This is a genomic window from Mesorhizobium sp. 2RAF21, assembly GCF_052115345.1.
Classification (GTDB): Bacteria; Pseudomonadota; Alphaproteobacteria; order Rhizobiales; family Rhizobiaceae; genus Mesorhizobium; species Mesorhizobium terrae.
Window position 1 is genome coordinate 469219 of the sequence record NZ_JBFRGM010000001.1, and the last position, 18724, is coordinate 487942.

General features: G+C 63.3%; 18 protein-coding genes and 1 other RNA gene. 12 read left to right on the forward strand and 7 right to left on the reverse strand.

What is annotated here, in order from left to right; all coding sequences use genetic code 11:
* Nucleotides 1–30: 30 nt before the first annotated feature.
* Nucleotides 31–657 carry a c-type cytochrome gene (locus AB4136_RS02365; RefSeq protein WP_024923360.1) on the reverse strand — a complete coding sequence of 209 codons (627 nt, stop codon included), beginning with the start codon at nucleotides 655–657 and terminating at the stop codon, nucleotides 31–33.
* A gap of 189 nt (nucleotides 658–846) precedes the next feature.
* Here AB4136_RS02365 and AB4136_RS02370 point away from each other — a divergent pair, with 189 nt between their 5' ends.
* Both AB4136_RS02370 and AB4136_RS02375 read left to right on the forward strand, forming a co-directional pair.
* A complete protein-coding gene (locus AB4136_RS02370) occupies nucleotides 847–1575 on the forward strand; it encodes a 3-deoxy-manno-octulosonate cytidylyltransferase (RefSeq protein WP_024923361.1) in 729 nt (242 codons plus the stop codon).
* Between the two features lie 10 nt (nucleotides 1576–1585).
* Nucleotides 1586–2452 carry a prephenate dehydratase gene (locus AB4136_RS02375; protein ID WP_024923362.1) on the forward strand — a complete coding sequence of 289 codons (867 nt, stop codon included), beginning with the start codon at nucleotides 1586–1588 and terminating at the stop codon, nucleotides 2450–2452.
* A gap of 10 nt (nucleotides 2453–2462) precedes the next feature.
* Here AB4136_RS02375 and AB4136_RS02380 read toward each other — a convergent pair whose 3' ends face one another.
* The 3 genes from AB4136_RS02380 to AB4136_RS02390 form a co-directional block, all read right to left on the reverse strand.
* Nucleotides 2463–2864, reverse strand: coding sequence for a RidA family protein (locus tag AB4136_RS02380; protein ID WP_024923363.1), 402 nt, complete (start codon nucleotides 2862–2864; stop codon nucleotides 2463–2465).
* Between the two features lie 170 nt (nucleotides 2865–3034).
* The gene (gene nudC, locus AB4136_RS02385; protein ID WP_024923364.1) at nucleotides 3035–3979 is read right to left on the reverse strand and encodes an NAD(+) diphosphatase; all 945 of its coding nucleotides are present in this window, start codon (nucleotides 3977–3979) and stop codon (nucleotides 3035–3037) included.
* A gap of 45 nt (nucleotides 3980–4024) precedes the next feature.
* Nucleotides 4025–4444, reverse strand: coding sequence for an HIT domain-containing protein (locus AB4136_RS02390; protein WP_024923365.1), 420 nt, complete (start codon nucleotides 4442–4444; stop codon nucleotides 4025–4027).
* Between the two features lie 135 nt (nucleotides 4445–4579).
* Between AB4136_RS02390 and ffs the strand changes: the two genes are divergently transcribed.
* From ffs to AB4136_RS02420, 6 genes are all read left to right on the forward strand, one after another.
* An RNA gene (gene ffs / locus AB4136_RS02395) (signal recognition particle sRNA small type) lies at nucleotides 4580–4676 on the forward strand.
* Nucleotides 4677–4783: 107 nt separating this feature from the next.
* On the forward strand, nucleotides 4784–6598 hold the full coding sequence (locus AB4136_RS02400; protein ID WP_024923366.1) for a DNA polymerase III subunit gamma/tau: 1815 nt from the start codon (nucleotides 4784–4786) through the stop codon (nucleotides 6596–6598).
* A 13-nt stretch (nucleotides 6599–6611) separates the two neighbouring features.
* The gene (locus tag AB4136_RS02405; RefSeq protein ID WP_024923367.1) at nucleotides 6612–6935 is read left to right on the forward strand and encodes a YbaB/EbfC family nucleoid-associated protein; all 324 of its coding nucleotides are present in this window, start codon (nucleotides 6612–6614) and stop codon (nucleotides 6933–6935) included.
* 266 nt (nucleotides 6936–7201) lie between these two features.
* Nucleotides 7202–8059, forward strand: coding sequence for a cell wall hydrolase (locus AB4136_RS02410; RefSeq protein ID WP_036255001.1), 858 nt, complete (start codon nucleotides 7202–7204; stop codon nucleotides 8057–8059).
* Between the two features lie 114 nt (nucleotides 8060–8173).
* Complete coding sequence (gene recR / locus AB4136_RS02415) at nucleotides 8174–8779, forward strand: recombination mediator RecR (RefSeq protein WP_036254971.1); 606 nt, start codon at nucleotides 8174–8176, stop codon at nucleotides 8777–8779.
* Nucleotides 8780–8804: 25 nt separating this feature from the next.
* Nucleotides 8805–10067: a lytic murein transglycosylase gene (locus AB4136_RS02420; RefSeq protein WP_024923368.1), complete on the forward strand. Its 1263-nt coding sequence runs from the start codon at nucleotides 8805–8807 to the stop codon at nucleotides 10065–10067.
* A gap of 16 nt (nucleotides 10068–10083) precedes the next feature.
* On the opposite strand, the gene AB4136_RS02425 is transcribed toward AB4136_RS02420, so the two are convergent.
* Entirely contained in the window at nucleotides 10084–11085 is a 1002-nt protein-coding gene (locus tag AB4136_RS02425; protein ID WP_024923369.1) for an LLM class flavin-dependent oxidoreductase, read from the reverse strand.
* Between the two features lie 301 nt (nucleotides 11086–11386).
* On the opposite strand from AB4136_RS02425, the gene AB4136_RS02430 reads away from it, so the two are divergent.
* Nucleotides 11387–11815, forward strand: coding sequence for a DUF6481 family protein (locus AB4136_RS02430; protein WP_024923370.1), 429 nt, complete (start codon nucleotides 11387–11389; stop codon nucleotides 11813–11815).
* A 97-nt stretch (nucleotides 11816–11912) separates the two neighbouring features.
* Here AB4136_RS02430 and AB4136_RS02435 read toward each other — a convergent pair whose 3' ends face one another.
* Together AB4136_RS02435 and AB4136_RS02440 are read right to left on the reverse strand one after the other, a co-directional pair.
* On the reverse strand, nucleotides 11913–13076 hold the full coding sequence (locus tag AB4136_RS02435) for an FAD-dependent oxidoreductase (protein WP_137900325.1): 1164 nt from the start codon (nucleotides 13074–13076) through the stop codon (nucleotides 11913–11915).
* A gap of 190 nt (nucleotides 13077–13266) precedes the next feature.
* Nucleotides 13267–13875 carry a helix-turn-helix domain-containing protein gene (locus AB4136_RS02440; protein WP_024923372.1) on the reverse strand — a complete coding sequence of 203 codons (609 nt, stop codon included), beginning with the start codon at nucleotides 13873–13875 and terminating at the stop codon, nucleotides 13267–13269.
* Nucleotides 13876–14079: 204 nt separating this feature from the next.
* Between AB4136_RS02440 and AB4136_RS02445 the strand changes: the two genes are divergently transcribed.
* The 3 genes from AB4136_RS02445 to AB4136_RS02455 all read left to right on the forward strand — a co-directional run bounded on the left by AB4136_RS02445 (nucleotide 14080) and on the right by AB4136_RS02455 (nucleotide 18698).
* A complete protein-coding gene (locus AB4136_RS02445) occupies nucleotides 14080–14904 on the forward strand; it encodes a creatininase family protein (protein ID WP_024923373.1) in 825 nt (274 codons plus the stop codon).
* Between the two features lie 87 nt (nucleotides 14905–14991).
* Nucleotides 14992–16614: an ABC transporter substrate-binding protein gene (locus AB4136_RS02450; RefSeq protein ID WP_024923374.1), complete on the forward strand. Its 1623-nt coding sequence runs from the start codon at nucleotides 14992–14994 to the stop codon at nucleotides 16612–16614.
* Between the two features lie 308 nt (nucleotides 16615–16922).
* A complete protein-coding gene (locus AB4136_RS02455) occupies nucleotides 16923–18698 on the forward strand; it encodes an adenylate/guanylate cyclase domain-containing protein (RefSeq protein WP_024923375.1) in 1776 nt (591 codons plus the stop codon).
* The last annotated feature ends 26 nt before the right edge of the window (nucleotides 18699–18724 follow it).

Genomic DNA, 18724 nt, shown 5'->3' on the forward strand with positions numbered 1-18724 from the left:
TTTTTCGTGATCATTGCTAGGATAAATCCGTCACTGCGCGGGCTTTGCCTCGGCCGGCTTGGCATCCGCCGGGGCGGAAGCAGGCGTGGCTGCCGGCGCGGCACCGGCTTCCGGCAGCGCTGCCGGGCTGTCGGAAAGCGTGCGCAGATAGGCAAGCAGGTTACCGCGGTCCTCGTCCTTGGGCAGGCCGGCGAAGCCCATGGCGGTGCCCTTCACGAAGCCCTTCGGCGAAGTCAGGAAATGGTTGAGGTTCTCGAAGCTCCACTTGGTATCGCCACCCTTGGCGAAATCCTTCATGCCGGCCGAATAGGCGAAGCCTTCATGATGGGCAACCGGGCGGTTGACGATGTCCCACAGGTCCGGACCGACCTTGTTGGGGCCGCCCTTTTCGCCGCTGTGGCAGGCCTGGCACTTCTTGAAAACGGCGGCACCGGCGTCGGCAGTGCCCGCGGCCAGAAGCTCGGCGACCGGCTTGGCGGCCTTGACTTCCTTGGCGCCACCACCGGCTGCTTCGGGCTCAGCCGCCTCGATCGTGAAGCCGGGCTTCGCGGGCTTGGGTGCGGCGAACAGCGAGTCGGAGACGATACCGACCGAGAAGACCACGAACACGGTTCCCAGCAGGCCGGCCAGTATCTTGTTGACTTCGTTGGAATCCATGCACCCCAGCTCCCTTTTCCGGCGGACCGTTCCGTCCTTCCGGCCGTCGGTATCGAGACCCTCCCCGTCGAGGGGGCCAAATCGGGCGGAAACTAGGTCTTTTGCTATTCGGTTGCAACACCTATAAGGGCGCTTCCAGTGAGACCTTTTGCCACTTTCCGCCTTACCCATCCCAGTTCCGCGTCATCCATGTCCACCTTGATCCTGATTCCGGCCCGCATGGCCTCCACCCGTCTGCCGGGCAAGCCGCTGGCCGACATAGCCGGCAAGCCGATGATCGTTCATGTCGCGGCCCGCGCCGCCGAGGCGGGGCTCGGCCGTGTCGCGGTGGCGACCGACACCGAGGCGGTGGCACAGGCCGTTCGCGCCCATGGCTTCGAGGCGGTGATGACCCGCGCCGACCACCAGTCCGGCTCGGACCGCATCTTCGAGGCGCTGACCGCGCTTGATCCGAAAGGCGAGGTCGAGACGGTCGTCAACGTGCAGGGCGACCTGCCGACCATCGAGCCGGGCATCATCGGCGCTGCGTTGAAGCCATTCGAGGACAGCGCGGTCGACATCGCCACGCTTGGCGTCGAGATCACGCGCGCGGAAGAAAAGACCAACCCGAATGTGGTCAAGATCGTCGGCTCGCCTCTGTCCGGAACCCGGCTCAGGGCGCTCTATTTCACCCGCGCCACCGCCCCATGGGGGGAAGGCCCGCTCTATCACCACGTGGGGCTCTATGCCTATCGCCGCGCCGCGCTGGAGCGCTTTGTTGCGCTGAAACCGTCGGCGCTCGAGCAGCGCGAGAGCCTCGAGCAACTGCGCGCGCTGGAGGCCGGCATGCGCATCGACGCCGAAATCGTCCGCTCGGTCCCGCTTGGCGTCGATACGCCCGAGGATCTGGAACGCGCGCGCGAAATACTGTCACACTGAAGGTTGAAGCATGTCTCCTGCCCCCACCAACCGCATCTCTTTCCAGGGCGAACCGGGCGCCAATTCCGACACCGCCTGCCGCAACATGTTCCCGACGATGGAACCGCTGCCCTGCCCGACCTTCGAGGATGCGTTCAACGCGGTGGAAAGCGGCAAGGCCGATCTCGCCATGATCCCGATCGAGAACACCATCGCCGGGCGCGTCGCCGACATTCATCACCTTCTGCCGGAATCGAAACTGCACATCATCGGCGAATATTTCCTGCCGATCCATTTCCATCTGATGGTGCTGCCCGGCGTCCAGCGCGCCGAGATCAAGACCGTGCATAGCCATATCCATGCGCTTGGCCAGTGCCGCAAATACATCCGCAAGAATGGCTGGAAGCCGGTGGTGGCCGGCGATACCGCCGGCTCCGCCAAGCAGGTGGCGGCCATAAAGGACCGCACCATGGCGGCGCTGGCGCCACGGCTCGCCGCCTCCCTCTATGGGCTCGATATCCTGGAAGAGAATGTCGAGGATACCGATTCCAACGTCACGCGCTTCGTCGTGCTGACCAAGTCGAAGCAATGGGTGGAACGCCCCTCGCCCGACGCCAAGATGATGACGACCTTCATCTTCCGCGTGCGCAACGTGCCGGCCGCGCTCTACAAGGCCATGGGCGGTTTCGCCACCAACGGCGTCAACATGACCAAGCTGGAGAGCTATCAGCTGGGCGCCTTCACCGCGACGCTGTTCTACGCCGACATCGAGGGACATCCGGAGGACCCGGGCGTGAAGAACGCGCTGGAGGAGCTGCGCTTCTTCTCCAAGGAAGTGCGCATCCTCGGTGTCTACCCGGCCAGCGATTCGCGCGAGCAGTGGAAAGTGGCGGACTGAGGTCCTGCCACTAGGGCAGCACGGCTTCCGCTTCGATCTCGATCAGCCATTCCGGCAAGGACAGTCCGGTGACGATGATCCAGGACGAGGGTGGCGGATTGCTTGGGAAAGCGCGGCGTAGTGCTTCTGTGATCGGCCTCTGATCGTCCCGCGCCGCCTCGGCGATGTAGATGCGCAGCATCACCACATGCGAAAGATCGCCACCCGCCTGCTTCAGCAGATAGTCGATATTGTCGAGCGCTTTAACGGTTTGCGCGCCGATGCCGCCCTCGACGGTCTTTTCGTTCTCGTCGACGCCCACCTGGCCCGAAAGCAGCAGCCTGCGGCCTCCCTCCACCATCATCGCCTGGCTGAAACCATATTGAAGGCTGTCGAACAGCCCGTCGGGATTGATCGTGTGGCGTTGCGTCAAGGCAGGCTCCGGCTGGCAGGTCGATCGAGCGGCCGCGCTCGCGTGGCGGCGGAACCGTCATATCGGAGTGGTGGATGTGGATTTCCAGCCCGGCGGCTCGGTTCGATCATCCAAAACGATACCTGTCACGGGCAGGGCTCGAACGTCAGCTTCGTTGCGCCAGCTGCAATTCAGCCTTCGCTGTCTACCCAGGCCTTGATCAGGTGATGCGCGATGGCGCCGGGCGGCGGCGTCATCAGCCCGTCCGGATGCCTTCGCTCCAGCATCTGCCGCGTCTCCTCGCGCGAGAACCAGCGGCAATCCTCCAATTCGTTGAGATCGGGCTGGATGTCCTCGTTCAGCGCCTCGCCGAAACAGCCGATCATCAACGAATAGGGGAACGGCCAGGGCTGGCTTGCGTGGTAGACAACGCGGCCAAGCCGGATGCCGGCCTCTTCCAGCGTTTCGCGGCGCACGGCGGCTTCGATCGTCTCGCCGGGCTCGATGAAGCCCGCGAGCGAAGAATACATGCCGGGCGAAAAATGCGGGCCGCGGCCGAGCAGGCATCGTTCACGCGACACGGTCAGCATGATCGCCACCGGATCGGTACGGGGAAAATGGTCGGTGCCGCAGGCCGGGCAGTGGCGCCGGTAGCCGCCGGCACGCATTTCGGACGGGTTGCCGCATTTCGAGCAGAAGCGGTGGCTGGCGTTCCATGACAGGAGTGCAGCGCCCTGGGCGAGGGCGCCGAGCGCGGCCTCGTCGATGAGCCCCTGGATGTAGACGGAGCGATGGTCGATCGCCTTGATCGTTTCAGGCAGAGCTTCCGGAACCATCGCCGCCGGCGCCGCCAAGATGGGCGTTCCATCGGAAAAACCGAGCAGAATCGCATCGGCGAGCTGAGTCTCGACGCCCTGGCTCTCGGCCTGGTCGAACCAGGGATCGAAGGCGCCGTCCTTGAGCTTGAGATACAGTCGGCCGTCCCGCATCGGCAGGATGCGGGCGCGGGGGTCGGCCAGCGCAACCGTCACGCAATCGTCGGAACGGTGTTCGGACTGGCGGTCGATATGGTTGCCGGCAAAACCGACGAACTGGCTGGGCTCGCGCAATGGTGCGTCGAACAGGCGGAAGCTCATTGGGGAAACTCGGAGGTCAGGAGGTCGGGGGACTTTGTCCGCGATTTATAGCGCTGCCTTCACCTGTTCGGCAAACCGGTGAAGGTCGGACCGTTTGTAAGGCTCACGCAAGCCGTGGCCCCAGACCGGGCCCGGCCAGCCAGGGTCGCCCTCGTTGCGGGCGATGACATGGAGATGGAGCTGCCGGACGATGTTGCCGAGGGCGCCGGTGTTGATCTTGGTGCAGCCGGTCGCCCGCTTCAGCGCTTGCCCCACCATATTGGCTTCGAAGGTCAGCATCGCCTGGTCGAGCGGCGTCAGGTCATGCAATTCCTCGATGCCGTGCCGTTGTGGCACCAGGATGAGCCAGGGCCAGCGGCAGTCGTTCATGATGCGCAGTTCGCACAGGCCGAGCCACAACAATTGTTCGCTGTCTGCCTCCAACCGGGCATCCAGCGAAAATCCGGCCTTCAGGCCAGGCAGCATCGGCATTCCCCCAGAGGTTTGGAGGAAGGCTAAAACGGCGCAGAGCCCGCCGCAAGCACTTCCTTGCCCTGCCCCAATGATCTGTCATGGCACTCCACCCTTGCATTCCGCCGCCAAATTGCCGATATGGGGGTGGGAGGTTGGTGGTGGACGATCCACTCGCCAACCGGGTCAGGTCCGGAAGGAAGCAGCCCTAACGAGCCCGGAACGGGTCATTGTTCCAGCCTCCCGCCTTCTTCGCCCTTCTCCCGCGGTCCTTCTGTCGCTAACAATGACGACGCGCAGTTCAGCGGGTGAAACTCTTTTGCGGGAACAGGCTCCAGGGAGCATTGAGGGCGGATGAGCGAAGCCGGAAACAAATCCGCACCGGAAAAAGCCCCCGGCGGCTACCGTGTCCTGGCGCGCAAATACCGCCCGTCCAATTTTTCGGAACTGATCGGCCAGGAGCCGATGGTGCGGACGCTGACCAATGCGTTCTCCACCGGCCGTATCGCGCAGGCCTGGATGCTGACCGGCGTACGCGGCGTGGGAAAGACAACCACCGCGCGTATTCTTGCGCGCGCCCTCAACTATAAAACGGCCGAAATAGACCGCCCCTCCGTCGATCTTTCCGTGCCGGGCGAACACTGCCACGCGATCATGGAAGGCCGCCATGTCGATGTCATCGAGATGGACGCCGCCTCCCACACCGGTATCGACGACATTCGCGACATCATCGACCGCGTGCGCTATGCGCCCGTCTCGGCCCGCTACAAGGTCTACATCATCGACGAGGTTCACATGTTGTCGACGCAGGCCTTCAATGGCCTGCTGAAGACGCTGGAAGAGCCGCCGCCGCATGTAAAATTCATCTTCGCCACCACCGAGATTCGCAAGGTGCCGATCACGGTTTTGTCGCGTTGCCAGCGTTTCGACCTGCGCCGCATCGATGCCGCCATGATCAAGGCCGACCTTCGGCGTATCGCCGGGCTCGAACAGATCGAGGTCGAGGACGACGCGCTCGCCATGGTCGCGCGCGCCGCCGAAGGCTCGATGCGCGATGCCCAGTCAATCTTCGATCAGGCGATTGCCCACAGCGCCGGCAATGTCACGGCGGAGGCGGTGCGCTCGATGCTCGGCCTTGCCGACAGGGCCCGTATCGTCGACCTGTTCGAACAGGTCATGAAGGGCGACGTCGCTTCGGCCCTGCAAGGCTTGCGGGCGCTCTACGATGTCGGCGCCGATCCGGCCGCCGTTCTCACCGATCTTGCGGAATTCAATCACCTGGTTACGCGCCTGCGCTTCGTGCCGGGCGCCGCGGACGATGCGGCGCTGAGCGAGGACGAGCGCGTGCGCGGCCTCGAGTTCTCGCAAACGCTCTCCGTGCGCGTGCTGTCGCGCAGCTGGCAGATGCTGCTCAAGGGCATTCCGGAGGTGCAGAACTCCAACCGCCCGGTGAGTGCCGCCGAAATGGTGCTGATCAGGCTTGCCCATGCCGCCGATCTGCCAACGCTCGACGAGGCCTTGAAATCGCTGGAAGCCGGCCTGCCGCTATCGTCCGCGACGGCGCGTGCCAATGGCAGCCCAACTCCCAACGGTGGCGGCAATACAGCCTCCGCTGCTGCAATGGCGTCGACGCGCATGCCGGTTACGTCCGGCGGTGGCCAGACCATGCGGCTCGTCGAGCCTGTCGCCGCGCCGGCCTTTGTGCCCGCACCGGAACCGGTGCAGGAACAGCAGACTGTGTCGGTCAAATCGCTGGCCGACATCGTCTCCCTCGCCGATCAAAACCGCGACATCGCTTTCAAGGTGCTGGTCAAGCGTTATGTCAGGCCGGTGCGATTCGAGCTGGGCCGTATCGACGTGACGCTGACGCCCGACGCTCCGAAGATGTTGCTGAACGACATGACCTCGAAGCTGCGGGCCTGGACCGGCCGCAGCTGGCTGGTGTCGCTGTCGAAGGAAGAGGGCGGCCCGACCATGGCCGAAGCCGAATCCGCGCGGCGTGAAAGCGCCATCTCCGATGCGCGCGCCGATCCGGCCGTGGCAGCGATCCTCGCCCGGTTCCCCGGCGCAAAGATCATCGACGTGCGCATTCCCGATGCCCCCGGTGGCGACGACGCGGACGAAAATCTGCCGTCGGAACCCGTGGCCGACGACGATACCGATATTTGAGAAGGACAAGACGATGAAAGATCTGCTCGGCCTGATGGGCAAGGCAAAGGAAATGCAGGCCAAGTTCCAGACCATGCAGGAGGAGATCGCTGGTCTCGAAGCCACCGGTCAATCCGGTGGCGGTCTGGTCAGCATCACGCTGACCGGCAAGTTCGAGATGAAGGTTTTGAAAATCGATCCGTCGTTGTTGAAGGAAGGCGAGGCCGAAATTCTGGAAGACCTCGTGCTGGCAGCACACAACGACGCCAAGACGAAGGTCGAGCAGGTGATGCAGGAAAAGACCAAGGCTTTGACTGCCGGCCTGCCGCTACCGCCCGGTATGAAACTGCCGTTTTAAGCGGCAAGACAATATACCATAATAATAGCGAGAGAATTGGAACAGAAAATCTTCATCAATTCTCTCGTTCTCGCTTTATTACAGAGTGTAACAATTAGTCATACATTGGTATTAACCCTTCAGTAACAGCTGTGGCACGCCGGTAAAATCCACGAATTGTTCACTCTGTTTGCCAAAGTAAGCCTTTGGCCATCTTTTTGCCCGAAAGTGTCTCATTCTTGCCGCATATCCTGGGGACAAGGCGGCGCGAAAATGAGGGACGTTTGTTGATCGCCAAGCGATGGAAAAGACCGTTCGTTCTGGGAACGGTGGTTCTGGCGCCCCTTTTGTTGGCCGCCTGCAGCCAGACAACCGGTAGCCACGGCATGTCGGTGACCAAATTCACCGATTCGGTCGCGCCGAGCTCCAAGGTTCGCCCCTACCGTTATTCCGCCCGCGATAAGGAATGCCTGTCGCGCGCGATGTTCTTCGAATCGAACCGTTCCAGCCGCGATGGCATGGTCGCCGTCGGCACCGTGGTGATGAACCGCCTGCGGTCCGGCAAGCATGGCAACGACGTCTGCACGGTTGTCGGCGAGCGTGGCCAGTTCGCGCCCGGCGTGATGACGCGCCGCATGAATTCCCGTGCCATGCCGGACGTGCAGGCGGCGGCCGAGGCCGTGCTCAACGGTGAGCGCTCCACCAAGCTGAAGAACTCGATGTACTTCCACACGGCGGGGCTGAAGTTCCCTTACAACAATATGCATTATGTGCTGGTTGCCGGCGGCAACGCCTTCTACGAAAAGCGCGGCCGCAACTGGCAGCCGCTGCCGGACGAGAACCCGGTTGCCATCGCCATGGCGACGCCGGCGGCACCGGTCGTGTCGAGCACGTCGACAGCCACCGCCTTCGCGACGACCAAGGCGACAAAAGCTGCCGTGACCGCGCCCGTGGTGATGGCTTCGGCCGAGCCGGCGCCGTTGCCGGTGATCACCGCTTCGGCTGTGCCGAGCGAACGACCGGCTCCGATCATGGCCTCCGCTTCGATGGCTGAACCGCAGCCGGTGATGTCGTTCCAGTCGACGCCGGACAATACCGACGCCATCGGCGCGCTCATCATGAGCGAGAGCCGTCCGCTGCAATGATCGGCGCGCCGGCCTGACCGGCGTCTCCGTTCGGATGGCGGTTTCCGTCCGCATCGTTGCGGACGCGCGCGGCTTTCAGTTTCAAACCGGCTGGAAAAATCCTACATCGGTGCGATGTCCAAGCGAATCGCCGGTCCCGAGATCGAACGCCTGATCCAGCTTCTGGCCAAGGTGCCGGGACTTGGCCCGCGTTCGGCACGCCGCGCCGCGTTGCACCTTATCAAGAAGAAGGATCAGCTGCTGTCGCCGCTCGCTGGTGCCATGAGCGAGGCAGCGGAAAAGGTGCGCATCTGCTCGAATTGCGGCAATGTCGATACCGCAGACCCCTGCATGATCTGCACCGATCCGCGCCGCGACGATGCGACGTTGATCGTGGTCGAGGACGTCTCCGACCTTTGGGCGCTGGAACGGGCTTCGGCCATGAACGTCCGCTATCACGTGCTCGGCGGCACGCTCTCGCCCCTGGACGGCATCGGGCCGGACCAGCTGAACATCCGTTCGCTGGTCGACCGCGTTGCCGCCGGCGCGATCAAGGAGATCATTCTGGCCGTCAACGCCACCGTCGAAGGCCAGACCACGGCGCATTATCTCACCGACCAGCTCTCCGGCTTCGAGGTGAAGGTGACGCGGCTGGCGCATGGCGTGCCGGTGGGCGGCGAGCTCGACTATCTCGACGAGGGCACGCTGGCAGCAGCGCTGAAGTCGCGCACGGCATTTTGATGCAGGGTTTTCGGGGAAGGGTCGGATGCACAGTTTGAACCCTCGCTACCTGCCCATCTTCCTGGCAAGGTTTTTGCTGTTGCTCGGGGTCGTTGCCGGTTTGACGGCCCCCGCCTCCGCCGCGTCCGTCGACGACCAATTCCGCGCTTGGCTGCAGAACGATCTCTGGCCCGAGGCCAAGGCAAAGGGCATTTCGCAGGCCACCTTCAAGGCCGCCTTCGACGGCGTGAGGCCCAACCTCAAGCTGCCCGATCTCGTCCTGCCGGGCGAGAAACCGAAGACGCCGAAGAAGCAGCATCAGGCCGAATTCGGTTCGCCGGGCGCCTATTTCGCCGAAAAGATCGTTGGCGCGGTCTCAAGCGGCGGCCGTGCGCGCGCCGGCAAATATACCGCCACGCTCAGCCAGATCGAAAAGCGCTACGGTGTTCCGGCGCCGATATTGCTGGCAATCTGGGGTCGTGAAAGCGGCTTCGGCACTGCCAAGATGCCGTACGATGCCTTCGAAGTGCTCGGCACCAAGGCCTTTCTGGCGACACGCAAGGACATGTTCCGCGAGGAGCTGCTGGCGGCGCTGGAGATCGTGCAACGCGGGCTGGCGCCGGTTGGCGCCATGAAATCCTCTTGGGCCGGCGCGCTCGGCCAGCCGCAATTCATGCCGACGTCTTTCCTGAAACACGCGGTCGATTTCGACGGCGACGGCAAGACCGATATCTGGAACTCGGTGCCGGACATCCTCGCGTCCATCGCCAACTATCTGACCCAGTATGGCTGGGTGAAGGGGCGCGGCTGGGGCTATGAGGTGACGGTGCCTGAAAGCGTGTCGTGTTCGCTGGAAGGACCGGACCGCGGCAAGCCGATCGCGGAATGGGCCAAGCTCGGCATCAAGCGTGTCGGCGGCAAGGCGTTCCCGGCAAGCGAGCAGAAAGCCGAGGGCTTCCTGATGATGCCGGCCGGCCGCAATGGTCCGGCGTTCCTCGCCACGCCCAATTTCTACGTGTTGAAGGAATACAATACGTCCGACCTTTACGCGCTGTTCATTGGCCTCGCCGCCGACCGTATCGCTCAAGGCGATCATCGATTTTCGGCGGACTGGGGCGCGGTCGGCGGGCTCTATCGCTCGGATATCGCAGCCCTGCAGCGCGCGTTGGAGAAGAAGGGCTACGACGTCGGCAGCGCGGATGGGCTGCCCGGCTTCAAGACCCGGCGCTCGATCGGCGAGTGGCAGGCCAAGAACGGCCGCGCGGCCACCTGTTACCCTGACACAGCACTGGTGCAGGCGGTGAAGTAACGGCGCGTTTGCGCCGTCATGCCGCCTTCGACAGTTCGCGGTGCACGTCTGCCAGAATCTCGAACGACCGCACGCGTGCCGCATGGTCGAAGACCTGCGCCGTCACCATCAGTTCGTCCGCCCCGGTACGCTGGATGAAGGTCTCGACACCTTGCCGCACCGTTTCCGGCGAGCCGACGACCGCGCAGGAGAGCGCCTGGTTGAGCATGGTGCGCGCGACGGGGTCGAGATCGCGGTCATAGTTCTCGACCGGCGGCGGCAGTTTGCCCGGTCGGCCGCTGCGCAGATTGACGAAAGCCTGCTGTAGCGATGTGAACAACAGCCGCGCCTCGGCGTCGGTCGGGGCGGCGATGACGTTGAGGCCCAGCATCACACGCGGCTTGTCGAGTTGTTTCGACGGTTCGAACCGCGTCCGGTAAACCTCCAGTGCCTGGTCGAGTTCGGCCGGCGCGAAATGCGATGCAAAGGCGTAGGGCAGGCCGAGCATGGCGGCGAGTTGCGCCCCGTATAGGCTGGAGCCGAGGATCCAGACGGGCACATCCTCGCCTTCACCCGGCACGGCGCGGATGCGCTGGCCTTCTTCCGCAGCTTCGAAATAGGCCATCAGTTCGACGACGTCGCGGGGGAAACTGTCCACGCCGGCGTCGAGATTGCGGCGCAGGGCGCGTGCGGTCAGCATGTCCGTGCCCGGCGCGCGGCCCAGTCCAAGATCGATGCGGCCGGGATGAAGGGCAGCCAGCGTGCCGAATTGTTCGGCGATCACCAGCGGTGCATGGTTGGGCAGCATGATGCCGCCGGCGCCAACGCGAATGGTGTTGGTGCCGCCAGCGACATGGGCGATCACCACGGCGGTGGCCGCGCTGGCGATGCCGGGCATGTTGTGGTGTTCGGCCAGCCAGTAGCGCTTGTAATCCAGCCGTTCGGCATGGCGGGCCAGATCCAGCGTGTTGGCCAGCGACTGCGCGGCGCTGCCGCCTTCGATGATCGGCGACAGGTCGAGAACGGAAAGATCGGTCATGGGCAGGCCCCGCTGGATGGTGAAACCGCATATAGGGTGGGGCCGATGAGGCAGCAAACCGACTGATTATGCCAGCGCTAACGCATCGGCCCGAAAATCGGGTTCAATTTTCGAAAGCACGACGCGCAAATTCAAAAGTGTTGGAGTACCCTTTGCTCGTCCGAATGGCCGCGCGGCGCTCTAATATGTCGTTGCATTGCAACATAAGCGTTCTATTCATGGCTGGCATACCGTTTTGGCGCTTGATCTCTGGCTTTGCGCGCGTATGTAAGCGGCGCACATAGACTTCAGGGAACTGGACTTGGCTATCTACAGGGAAAAAGACATTTTCGAGCGGCGTAATGCCGCGAACGAGGCAAAGAAGGCGCTTCTGGAGCGCTTCAAGGCGAAACCCGCAGCAGACGACCCCGCGGTGTTGGCCCGTCAGGCCGAACGCAAGGCGATTCTCGAGGCGCGCGCCGTGCGCGAGGCTGAGAAGGCTCGGCTGAAGCAGGAACGCCTGGCACGCGAAGCGGCCGAGAAGGCTGCGCGTGAAGCGGCTGCCGAGGCTGCAAGGCTGGAAGCCGAAGAGAAGGCACGCGAGGAAGCTGCCTTGCGCGATGCCGAAGAGAACGAGCGCATTGCCCGCGTTTTGGCCGACGAGGCCGAACGCAAGGCTAAGCGCGACGCACGTTATGCCGCGCGCAAGTCGCGCGTTGGCCGTACGCCCCCGGGCTTCTCGGCGCGCTGATTGCCTTCATGAACAAAAAAGACCCCGCTTCACCTCATGTGGAGCGGGGCTTTTGCATTTGCCGTCTAGCGGTAGCTGGGCCGGATTGACGCCGGTCTTACTGTCTGTCGAGCCGCGCCGGGCCGAGCATGCCCGTGTCGAGGCCGAAATCGACGATGCGCCCGGGCAGCGGCTGCCCGCGAACGAGCGCCGCACAGGCTTCGCCCATGGCGGCGGATGTCTGGATGCCGTAGCCGCCTTGTGCGACCAGCCAGAACAGGCCGGGCACGGAAGGGTCGAAACCGCCGACAAGGTCTCCGTCGCTGACGAAGGAGCGCAGGCCTGCCCAGACGCGGCTGGGGCGGCCCACGGGAAGCGTGGTCAACTCCTCGATACGGTGGATGCCGAGGGCGATATCCTCCATTTCCGGCTGCACGTCCTGCGGTGGCATCGGATCGGCATTGGCCGGCGAGCCCAGCAGCATGCCGGCATCGGGCTTGATGTAGCAGCTCTCGTCGGCGCTGATGAACATCGGCCAGCGGGTCACGTCCAGCCCGGCCGGCGGCGCGAACACGAAAGCGGTGCGCCGGCGCGGCTCCAGCCCGACCCGTTTGGCGCCGAGCAGGGCGCCGACTTCGTCGCCCCACGCACCGGCGGCATTGATCACGATCGGCGCGATATAGTCCTTGCCCGAGGCGGTGATGCGCCAGTCGGCACCGATCCGTTCGGCAGCGGTCACTTCGGCATTGTTGACGACGGTGCCCCCGGCACGCTTGAACCCGCGCAGATAGCCCTGGTGCAGGGCGTGCACGTCGATGTCTTCGGCCATTGAATTATAGACCGCACCGACCGTGCTTTCGGGGCGCAATACAGGAATCCAGGCTTTTGCGCCCTCGAAATCGAGCCGCTCGCCGGAGAGGCCGATCGAGCGGGCCGCCTCCTGATGTTCTTCCAGTAGATGCTCCTGCTCGGCGGACGCCACGACCAGCATGCCGCGCGGCGTCAGGATCGGATGCTCCGTAAAGCCGGCGGGCGGCGTTTCGAGGAAGGCCCGGCTCGCCTTGGTCAGCGCGCAGACCTGGCGCGTACCATAGGTTTCGCTGAACAGCGCGGCCGAGCGGCCCGTCGAATGGTAACCGGGCTGGCTCTCGCGCTCGAGCATGACCGTTTTCAGATGCGGCGCCAGCCAGTAGCCGACGGACGCGCCGGCAATGCCGCCGCCGATGATCAGGACGTCGGTCTTGACTGGCTCCTGCCGGTGGCCGGTTTCTTGTGTGGTCATCGGATGTTTCCTGGCGTCGGCTTCATCTCGACGCGACGTTTTCCTATGCGCTAAGCATTTTCAAAATTTGAAAACGACGTCAAGCGCCGGCTCGGCGCATGAACCCGAAAATCGGCATCGATTTTCGGGTTCATGCGCCATCTCAAAGTGCTAGAGCGTCCTTTGCGCGCCCGAACGGACGCGCGGCGCTCTAATGATCCAGCATCTCGATCAGCGCCGACTGGAAGTCCGGCTGCGCGCTGGAGCACACGGCAAGCACCAGCCCGTCGGCTTCGCTGACCGCGAGATAGGCATGTCCCATGGTGCTGTCGATGTAGATGCTTTCGCCCTTCTCCAGCCGCACCGGCGCATAATGCTCGGTGTGCACCTCAATGGTGCCTTCGAGCACATAGAGGAATTCCTCGCCGGAATGTTTGATGAGCGGGCCGAATTCATCCAGCGAGCGGGTGGTGATGCGCGTCAGCACCGGCACCATGCGCTTTTTGGTGATGTCGGTGCTGAGGTAAAGATAATCGTAGTTCTGGGTTTTTTGCCGCAGCCCGTCGCCCTGCAGATTGACTGATCGCCGGGTCAGCGGGTGGCCGGGGATTTCCGGTTCGGCCACCAGTTCCGCCATCGACAGGCCAAGCCCTTCGCTGATCTGCAGCAGCTTGTCGTAGGACAACGACATCTGGTCGTTCTCGACCTTGGACAGCGTCGACACCGCCACGCCCGTCTTGTGGCTGACATCGCTGAGCTTCCAGCCATGTCTCTGGCGCAGCGCCTTCAGGTTCGATCCGAGTTTCGGGTGCTTGGCCATCGATCCCCAATCATTGGTCCAGTTCGCCGATACGACGATAGCCGTTGACAATATCGGCAACAAGGAAAATCATTTGTCGTATCGGAAAATGGAATTCCCTTTCGCTGGATTGGGACACGAAAATCTGCCGGAGGCAGCTTCGGAGACGGTTGGCCGCGAAGTGGCCCGCCGTTGCCGGGGATTATCGTTTCGAGGAGGAAAGCAATGGCTCGGGAAGTGGAATGGGCGCGCATGACGGCGCCGGAGCTGCGCGCGATCGCCGAGCGCGGCAACGCACTGGCCATCCTGCCGGTCGGTTCGCTGGAGCAGCATGGGCCGCATTTGCCGGTCATCACCGATACAGCGAGCGCCGTTGCAGCGGCCGTGCGCGCGGCAAGGCTCGTCGCGGAAGACGTGCCGCTGGCGGTGCTGCCTGGCCTCTGGCTCGGCATGAGTGAACATCACCTGCCCTTCGGCGGCACCATCACGCTCGACTACGCCGCCTATCACGGCGTACTGCGGTCAGTCGCCCGCTCGCTGAAGGCACTCGGCTTCACCCGCCTGCTTATCGTCAACGGCCATGGCGGCAATGTCGATCCGCTGGCGGTCGCCATACGCGAACTGGCGGTCGAGTTCGACATGCCGATCGTGGCGACGACGCCGTGGTTCCTGGCGCAGGAGGAAACCTCCGCCCTGTTCGAAGCCGACGATGGCCCGAAGCATGCCTGCGAAGGCGAGGCTTCGGTCATGCTGGCAATCGCCGGAGACATCGTCAAAACCGACAAGTTCAAGGAGGCCGAAGCCTTGCAGGCCGGGCAGAACGAGGCACCGCATGGCGCTTCCCGCTTCTATTCCTTCTCCGAACGCGCGCCCAAGACCGGCACCTGGGGTTTTCCCAGCAAGGGCACGGCCGAGAAGGGCGAAAAGTTCCTGGCTCTGCACGCCCGCGAGGTCGCCAAACTGATCACCTCCGACATCCTGTGGACGCGGCCGGATCCGGTGTGGCGCCAGGGTCGCGGTCTGGAAACCACTGCCGGCCGCGTTGAATGAACCATCCATTGGGCGGCCCGCATATCAAGGAAGGCCGCCTTTCCACCCGCCGATGACACGACAATCAAGAAACGAAGGGGAAAGAACATGACAATTGTGCAGCGCGGCCGGTTGGTCACCAAGCTCGCCACCGGTGTCGCCATCACGGTCCTGTCCGGGCTGTTGGCCAGCCAGGCTTTCGCGAAGAGCCTCGTCTATTGTTCGGAAAGCGCGCCGGAGGGCTTTGATCCGGCGCTCTATTCCAGCAACTCGACCTGGGATGCCTCGTCCAAGCCTGTCTACAGCCGTCTCGTCGAATTCGAGAACGGCACCACCAATGTCGTTCCCGGCCTCGCGGAAAGCTGGTCGATCTCGGACGACAAGCTCGAATACACCTTCAAGCTGCACAAGGGCGTGAAGTTCCAGACCACGGACTATTTCACGCCGACCCGGGAGCTGACAGCCGACGACGTGCTGTTCTCGCTCAACCGCCAGCGTCTCAAGAACGATCCCTGGTACACCTACATCGCCGGCTCTAGCTATGAGATTTTCGAGAGCATGGAGATGCAGGCCCTCATCAAGGATATCGTCAAGGTCGACGACCAGACGGTGAAGATCGTGCTGAACCAGCCGTCCGGTTCGCTTCTGGCTATGCTTGCGATGGATTTCGGCTCCGTCATGTCGAAGGAATATGCCGACAAGCTTGCCGCCGCCGGCACCAAGGAAAAGTTGAACCAGCAGCCGATCGGCACCGGGCCGTTTCGCTTCGTCGACTATCAGCAGGACGCGGTCATCCGCTTCCAGGCCAATCCCGACTATTTCGGCCAGAAGCCGAAGCTCGACGAACTGGTCTTCGCGATCACCATAGACCCCACCGCGCGCATCCAGCGTTTGCGAGCCGGCGAATGCCAGGTCGCGCCCTACCCGGCACCGGCCGACATCGCCGACCTCAAGGTCGACCCCAACCTGACGGTCATGGAGAAGCCCGGCCTCAACGTGGCCTACCTCGCCTACAACACGCTGATGCCACCCTTCGACAAGGTGGAAGTGCGCCGCGCGCTTAACATGGCGATGAACAAGCAGGCGATCATCGATGCGATCTTCCAGGGCACCGGGCAGGTGGCCAAAAACCCGCTGCCGCCCGGCATGTGGGGCTACAACGACGCGGTCGTCGACGACAAATACGATCCCGAGGCAGCTAGGAAGATGCTGGATGGGGCCGGGGTCAAGGATCTCAAGATGAAGATCTGGGCGATGCCGGTGAGCAGGCCTTACATGCCCAACGCGCATCGCACGGCCGAACTGATCCAGGCCGACTTCGCCAAGGTCGGGGTCACCGCTGAAATCGTCTCCTACGACTGGGGCGAGTATGTGAAACGGGCCCGCGACAAGGACCGCGACGGCGCCATCATCCTCGGCGCCACCAGCGACAATGGCGATCCCGACAATCTGATCAGCTATTTCTTCGCCTGTTCAGGCGTCGGTGGAGCCAATTTCGCCAACTGGTGCTACAAGCCGGTCGAGGAGTTGATGCAGAAGGCGCGCGTCACCTCCGACCAGGCCGAGCGCACGAAAATGTACCATCAGCTGCAGGTCCTGTTCAAAGAACAGGCGCCGTGGGCGACGCTCGATCACTCGACCGTTTCGCTGCCGATGTCGAAGAAGGTGTCGGGTTATGTGATGGACCCGCTCGGGTCGCATCGCTTCGAGACCGTCGATATCGCCGAATAGGCGATGGAGGCGAACTCCGCGGGCTCGTTCCCGCGGAGTTTTCTGTTCTTTCACGCGATCGCCATCGCGCTCTCTAGGCCACGGAAAATATCCCCGGGGATGCCCGCCAAACCTCGGGCGTTCGCCGCGTATTGGTTTTGCAGGTCCCCTAAATCTGTGTTAGCCTTTCTGAGGCTTTGTCCATGTGGGGGACAATGGCGAAGTACTTCTAATCGTTACTCGATTCAAAGTATCTGCCATCGGCCTTGGGACGGCTGGCTCTGGCATGTGCTGCTCATCCGTATTTTGGGGGATCGGGGTCGCCACGCATGGTCGATCATCAGGCGACACGGCAGCTTTCAACGATCTGCGCCATTGACGCAGTCGGGTTCTCGCGTCTGATGAACGAGAACCAGGAAACCGCTGTCGCCATCTTCCAGGAACGTCGGTCCGCTATTTCCGAGACCGTTGCCGAATTCGGCGGCCGTGTGTTCGGAGCCGCCGGCGACAGCATGATGGCGGAGTTCGGCAGCCCGGTGGAGGCGCTGCGCGCCTCGCTCGAAACCCAGGCACGTGTCGAAAAGCTCAACGCTTCGGTCGCGGAACAACTCAGGATGCCGTTCCGCATCGGCATCGCCACGGGCGTCGTCATTTTCGACGAGGGCGGCATCTTCGGCGACTGCGTGAACGTCTCGGCGCGCTTGCAGGAGTTTTCACCACCGGGCGGTGTCGCCATCACCGAGACGACATTCGAACACGTCAATGGCAAGCTTTCGGCGGAGTTCACCGATCTCGGCCCGCTGCCGCTCAAGAACATCGCCTTGCCGGTGCGCATCCTGATCGCCAATCCGGCGGCCACACAGGCGCCGCCGGCGGCGTTCGCCCAGGCGCGCTCCTCGCATGTCCAGCAAATCCTCGCCAATGCCGGTCATCTTCAGCCGGCGATCGCCGTGCTGCCGTTCCAGAACGCCAGCCAGGACAGGTCGACGGACTACCTTGCCGACGGCATCGTCGACGACATCATCCATGGCCTGGCGGCAACGCGGTCCCTCCCCGTCATCGCGCGCGATTCGAGCTTCCAGTTCCGCGACCAGTGGCTGGGCATGGCGGCCATCGGCAAGCTGCTCGGCGCGCGCTATTTGGTGACCGGGTCGATCGCCAGTTCTGATCGCCGCATTCGCCTCAACTCCTCCCTGATCGACAGCAGCAACGGGCGGGTCGTCTGGTCCGGCCGCTTCGAGCGCGACCTGGAGCATGTGATCAAGCTGCAGGACGATCTCGGCGGCGAGATCGTCTCCACGCTCGAACGCGAGGTGGATCGCGTCGAGCAGGTGCGCACCTTCCAGATTCCGTGGGAACGGCTGGAAACCTGGCAACTGGTGCGCCGCGGCCGCTGGCACATGCAGCGCCGCACCAAGGAAGACATGGATGCGGCGCTGAAGCTGTTCCAGCAGGCTTTTGACGAAGACCCCAATTCCAGCGCCGTGCTCAACGAACTCGCCTGGTGGTATTTCTGGCGTGCCTGGCTCAATTTCGGAAATGTCGACGATCTTGAGAGGGTGAGCGATTTCGCCCAGCGCGCCTTGCTCGTCGACAGCCAGGATGCGCGACCCTACACCTTCCTCGGCTTCGTTGAGATCCTGCGCGGCCGTCCTTACCTTGCGCTGGATTTCCTGCAGCAGGCGCTGCACTACAATCCGAGTTTCGTGCCGGCCAATCTGGGAGCCGGCAGCGCGCAGCTTTTGCTGTCGCGCCCGGACGATGCGATCCCGATCCTGAAGCGTGCCGACCGGTTGTCGCCCTTCGACACCTACCGCTTCCACAGCCTGGGCGAACTCGCCGTCGCCTACACGCTGATCGAGGACTGGCCCGCCGTCATCGCCGTTGCCGAAAGATCCCTCGCCCTGGCGCAGGAGTATTTTTATCCACGGTTCCTGAAGATCGGTGCGCTCGCCCGCAGCGGGCAGATCGAGGCCGCCCGGGCCGAACTCGCCATTTTTGGCGTACGGCATCCCAAATTCCGGCGCGGCTGGATCGAATGGGTTCCGTTTGCCGACAAATCCGTCAACCGCCGGATGCTGGAAAACTTCGACGCGGCAGGCTGAGGGCCGATTGACCGCAGCCTGCAATT